At 45.8% G+C, this 921-nt stretch carries 1 pseudogene; it reads right to left on the bottom strand.

Annotated elements, in window-relative coordinates:
- Nucleotides 1–921, bottom strand: a pseudogene (locus FJA49_RS18345) (gliding motility-associated C-terminal domain-containing protein); the annotation flags it as partial.

The following is a 921-nucleotide window of genomic DNA, read 5'->3' as shown; positions in this document are numbered from 1 at the left end:
TTGCCGGGCTCCATGTTCCTGTGATTCCGTTTGGCGAAGTTGCCTGTAATGCAGGTACTGTAGCTCCGTTGCAGAATGCCAATGTAGTAGCGAAATCTGGAACAATGTTGTTGTTAATAGTCACATTCAATGTAACTGTTGTAGCACATTGTCCCGCATTTGGCGTGAACACATAGTTTCCGCTAGTAGTGTTGCTAATGGTTGCAGGACTCCATGTTCCTGTGATTCCGTTTGGAGATGTCGCCTGTAATGCAGGTACTGTAGCTCCGTTACAGAAGTTCAATGTAGTAACGAAATCTGGCGTGATATTGTTATTGATAGTCACATTTAACGTAGCTGTTGTAGCACATTGTCCTGCATTTGGTGTAAATACGTAGCTTCCGCTGGCCGTGTTGCTTATTGTTGCCGGGCTCCAGGTTCCAGTAATTCCGTTAGGAGAAGTCGCCTGCAAAGCTGGAATTGTAGCTCCATTACAGTATGCTAATGCAGTTGGAAAATCTGGTGTGATATTGTTATTGATCGTTACGTTTAAGGTCATTGTTACAGCACACTGTCCTGCGTTTGGTGTAAACACATAGCTTCCGTTCGCCGTGTTGCTGATGGTTGCTGGGCTCCAGGTTCCTGTGATTCCGTTTGGCGAAGTTGCCTGTAATGCAGGAACTGTGGCTCCGTTACAGAATGCCAATGTAGTAGGGAAGTCTGGTGTGATATTGTTATTGATGGTTACATTTAAGGTAGCCGTTGTAGCACACTGTCCTGCGTTAGGCGTAAATATATAGCTTCCGCTGGCCGTGTTGCTAATGGTTGCCGGGCTCCATGTTCCTGTGATTCCGTTTGGCGAAGTTGCCTGTAATGCAGGTACTGTAGCTCCGTTGCAGAATGCCAATGTAGTAGCGAAATCTGGAACAATGTTGTTGTTAA

This window comes from Flavobacterium microcysteis, assembly GCF_006385255.1.
Lineage (GTDB): Bacteria > Bacteroidota > Bacteroidia > Flavobacteriales > Flavobacteriaceae > Flavobacterium > Flavobacterium microcysteis.
This window is presented reverse-complemented; position numbering and strand designations above follow the sequence as displayed.